Origin of the sequence: Roseateles sp. (assembly GCF_049240545.1) — a bacterium.
Taxonomy (GTDB): domain Bacteria; phylum Pseudomonadota; class Gammaproteobacteria; order Burkholderiales; family Burkholderiaceae_C; genus Paucibacter_A.
In genome coordinates, this window is sequence record NZ_JBMLSK010000097.1 from 1 (window position 1) to 3,868 (window position 3,868).

Consider the following 3,868-nt stretch of genomic DNA (forward strand, 5'->3'; position numbering starts at 1 on the left):
GGGGAGGGAGAATAGCGGGACCAAACACTTGTGTCAAGTGTGTGCAACGATCAGGACACTTCCAGCACCCCTTTTGAGGCAGGTCTTGCGTGAACAGCATCAAGAGTACAGTGACTTCGCACCGTCTCTCTCCCTTCATGAGAGCCGCCGCACTGGCCTTGCTAGCCATCTGCCTAGCCAACATCGGTGCGCGCGCCGACCCAGTTGTCTTCAAACAGGCGCTGAATGGCGCTGCCATCGACGAGGTCATCGCCCGGGAGATGGAAGTACAGAAAATTCCCGGCCTAGCACTGGGCATCGTGTACAAGGGCAATTTGCTCTACGCAAAGGGCTACGGCAAGGCGAACATCGAGAACGAAGTGCCCGCCACACCCGATTCGGTGTTTGCCATCGCCTCGGTGAGTAAACCAATCATTGCACTGGGTGTTGCTCGGCTTGTCGAGCAAGGGAAGTTACGGTTCGACGACCCCATTGCCAAGTACCTTCCCGGTACTCCCAAGAGTTGGAAGGATGTCCGCCTCACGCACCTGCTCAGCCACACCTCCGGAATCACCCGCGAATCGCCGGCCTTTGATGGTGAAAGAATCAAACCTGACTTCGAGCTCGTCGCTGCTGCCTTCAGCGTACCGCTGGTATCCCCGACGGGCACGAAGTGGGAGTACTGCAACGTCTGCTATTTCGCGTTGGCCGAGGTCATCACTCGCGTTGGCGGTGATCCCTGGCCGCAGTTCATGCAGAAGGAAATGTTCCAGCGGGCTGGGATGAAGGACACCCGAACGACCAGCGTCCGCGACATCATTCCTCGCCGTGCTGCATCGTATGAGTGGAGGCATGGTCGCCACGAGAACATCCGTGAGTACATTGCCCTTCGACCCAGTGGCGCGTTTGTCTCCACAGTGAACGATCTTGCGCGACTTGAGGCCGAACTTTGGGATGGGCGAGTCGTGTCGGCAGAAACCCTTAGGCTCATGGAGACACCGGCTCGGCTCAATGACGGATCGACGGCAAGGGGTTCTGAGTATTCGGTCGGCTATGGAATGGGGTGGGACGTGGCCATCGTCGATGGGAGGCGACGGGTAGCTCACGACGGCGCGTTGGCGGGATTTCGGACCGTGTATGCCAGATACCCAGACCAAGGCTGGGCGGTGATCGTGCTCGCAAACAGCAGCAGTGGATGCTGCAATGCGCTGGAAGGCACCGTGGCAAAGCTGCTACCCAGTCCCTAATGTCGTGAGTTAGAAGTTCGCAAACAAAACCGCTCGATGCTGGCCAGGATGTCGTCGGCGGTCTTGCTCAACACGAAAAGGCGTAAGCGTCGCCTCAAGGCCGCATTGCCCGACCGGCCGTCGATGAGCAGGATCTCAGGATCCTTGCCCCGCTTGTAGGTAAGCGTGGCCTCAAGGCCCTCTTGACCGCCAGCTGCGATCAGATGTCGACCACGTGCCGCAGCAGCGCGAAGCCCACACGCTTGCCGCGCTCGTGCTGTCGTACCCAGTTGCTCAGCACGTTGGCGTTGATGCCGCACGTCCTGGCGACCCTGGCCAGCGAGATACCCGGCTGCTGGCTGGCTCGCACCAGTCGATCCGGGCCTGCGGGTCGTAGATGCTGCGACCGTCGCGCTTGTGGCCAACCACCAGTCGTCTGGCAATCGCCTCGATCTCCTCTGTCATTACGTGCCCACCTTCCTACGTGGGCATGTAGGCTCTCAGGCATCGGCTCGGGATTCAAGGACGCCGTTTATTGACCGCTTACCGTGCACCTGGGATGCTGGGCGCACTGCAGGCGGTACTTCCACGAGGCGTTGCCCAAGGACAAGCGCTGACCGGAACAGTTGCCGGCGCAGTTCATCGAGCTCATCGGCCGGCTGTACAAGGTCGAGGCTGACGCTCGCCGCGACGACCTCGATGTCCATGCGCTGCAGCAGCAGCGGACGAGGCACAGCAAACCGGTGCTCGAACAGATCGAGGCCCTGGCGCTGCGGCATCTGCATGGTGTGCTGCCGGGCAGCTTGCTGGGCAAGGCGTTGCACTACCTGACCGCGCAGTGGCCCACGCTCGTGCGCTACGCCGACGACGGGCGGTACCCGATCGTAAGCGTCCGGCGAACCCATCTTGAGCTGAGGCTGCGCGGCGATAACGATCCTGTCCAGTTAACGAATAGCTGGACACGATGGATACGGAGAATAGTCGTAAGCGCCGGCGCCACAGCGCAGAGCTGAAGGCGCAGATCCTGGCCGAGTGCGCCGTGCCGGGCGCCTCAGTAGCCAAGGTCGCGATGGCGCACGGGATCAACGCCAACATCGTGCATGGCTGGCGCAAGCTGGCCCGCGAGGCAGGTGCAGTGACTGTGTCGCAGCAGTTCGTGCCTGTTGCCGTTGCGACGACCGCGGTGCCGTCGGCGGACAAGCAGACCATCGACGTTGAGCTGCGACGCGGCGCGGTGGTGATGAAGGTGACGTGGCCGGCGGCGGCCGCAGCGGACTTCGCAGCCTGGACACGAGAGCTGCTTCGGTGATCCGCGCCCATGATCAAAGTTGAGGCGGTGTGGATGGCCGTGGAGCCGCTGGACATGCGTGCTGGAACTGAAGCTGCATTGGCCCGGGTGGTCACGGTGTTCGGCGCAGCGCGGCCGCATCATGCCTATCTGTTCGCCAACCGGCGCGCCAATCGCATGAAGGTGCTGGTGCACGACGGCATTGGCGTGTGGCTGGCGGCTCGGCGCCTGAACAGCGGCAAGTTCGCCTGGCCCAAGGATGTCAGTGGCACGCTGACGCTGAGCCGGTCGCAGTTCGATGCGCTCGTGCTGGGCCTGCCCTGGCAACGCATCGGAGAAGCGGGCGTGATCACGTTGCTATAGCGCGTCCATTGCGGCATGTGCCAATGGTGGTCGTAAGTTGCGCTTGGCACGATCACACTCCGTGATCGCCGAAGACCTCGACACGCTGGATCCGGAACAACTGCGCCAGGCACTGCGTGCCTCGCGCGCCGAGGTCGCGTTCAAGCAGGCGATCATCGACAAGCTCACGCACGAGAACGCGATCCTCAAGCGGCTGAAGTTCGCCGCCAAGACCGAGACCTACAGCGCCGAGCAGAAGAGCCTGCTGGACGAGACCCTGGACAGCGACTTGGCGGCAGTGGCTGCCGAGATTGAAGCGATGGGTCCCTCGGCCAAAGCCAGCGGCGAGAAGCAGACACCGAAGCGGGAGAAGCTGCCGGCCAATCTGCCGCGCCGCGAGATCCACCACGAGCCCGAGAACACCACCTGCGGCTGCGGCACTCCGATGCAGCGCATCGGCGAGGACGTCGCCGAGAAGCTGGACTACCAGCCGGGCGTGTTCACGGTGGAGCGCCACGTCCGCGGCAAGTGGGTGTGCAAGTGCTGCGAGAGGATCGTGCAGGCGCCTGTTGCTGCGCACGTCATCGACAAGGGACTGCCCACGACGAGCCTGCTGGCTCAGGTGCTGGTGGCCAAGTACCTGGATCACCTGCCGCTGTACCGCCAGGAAGCGATCTTCGAGCGTGCAGGGCACCTGATCGCCCGCTCGACTCTGGCGCAGTGGGTGGGCGAGTGCGGCGTGCAACTGCAGCCGCTGGTGGACGCCCTGGCGGCCGAGCTGCTGCGCCAGCCCGTGCTGCACGCTGACGAGACGCCAGTGGCGATGCTCAAGCCCGGCCACGGTAAGACGCACCGGGCGTACCTGTGGAGCTACTGCACAACGCCGTTCAACACGATCAAGGCCGTCGTCTTCGACTTCGCCGACAGCCGGGGCGGTCAGCATGTGCGCGGCTTCCTCGGTCTGCCGGGAACGCCAGAGTGCGTATTTCGGCGATCGTGACCGGTCGTTTCGGTTGAAGGTGACCGGTCATTT

At 63.1% G+C, this 3,868-nt stretch carries 5 protein-coding genes and 1 pseudogene; 5 read left to right on the forward strand and 1 reads right to left on the reverse strand.

Translation table 11 applies throughout. The features are described 5' to 3' along the window. The first annotated feature begins 89 nt into the window (after positions 1 to 89). Positions 90 to 1,226, forward strand: coding sequence for a serine hydrolase domain-containing protein (locus ACOVRJ_RS06645; RefSeq protein WP_422043099.1), 1,137 nt, complete (start codon positions 90 to 92; stop codon positions 1,224 to 1,226). Between the two features lie 199 nt (positions 1,227 to 1,425). Here the strand turns inward: ACOVRJ_RS06645 and ACOVRJ_RS06650 are convergent, their stop codons facing one another. Next, on the reverse strand, positions 1,426 to 1,575 hold the full coding sequence (locus ACOVRJ_RS06650; RefSeq protein WP_422043100.1) for a transposase: 150 nt from the start codon (positions 1,573 to 1,575) through the stop codon (positions 1,426 to 1,428). A gap of 289 nt (positions 1,576 to 1,864) precedes the next feature. Between ACOVRJ_RS06650 and ACOVRJ_RS06655 the strand changes: the two genes are divergently transcribed. From ACOVRJ_RS06655 to tnpC, 4 genes and pseudogenes are all read left to right on the forward strand, one after another. Continuing rightward, positions 1,865 to 2,218: an IS66 family transposase gene (locus ACOVRJ_RS06655; protein ID WP_422043103.1), complete on the forward strand. Its 354-nt coding sequence runs from the start codon at positions 1,865 to 1,867 to the stop codon at positions 2,216 to 2,218. Continuing rightward, complete coding sequence (gene tnpA, locus ACOVRJ_RS06660) at positions 2,170 to 2,514, forward strand: IS66-like element accessory protein TnpA (RefSeq protein WP_422043101.1); 345 nt, start codon at positions 2,170 to 2,172, stop codon at positions 2,512 to 2,514. Before ACOVRJ_RS06655 ends, tnpA begins: the two co-directional genes overlap by 49 nt. 9 nt (positions 2,515 to 2,523) lie before the next feature. Continuing rightward, positions 2,524 to 2,856 (forward strand): IS66 family insertion sequence element accessory protein TnpB, encoded by a 333-nt coding sequence (gene tnpB, locus ACOVRJ_RS06665; RefSeq protein WP_422043102.1) that lies wholly within the window; start codon positions 2,524 to 2,526, stop codon positions 2,854 to 2,856. A gap of 61 nt (positions 2,857 to 2,917) precedes the next feature. Next, positions 2,918 to 3,796: pseudogene (tnpC, locus tag ACOVRJ_RS06670) on the forward strand (IS66 family transposase); the annotation flags it as partial. Positions 3,797 to 3,868 lie beyond the last annotated feature (72 nt).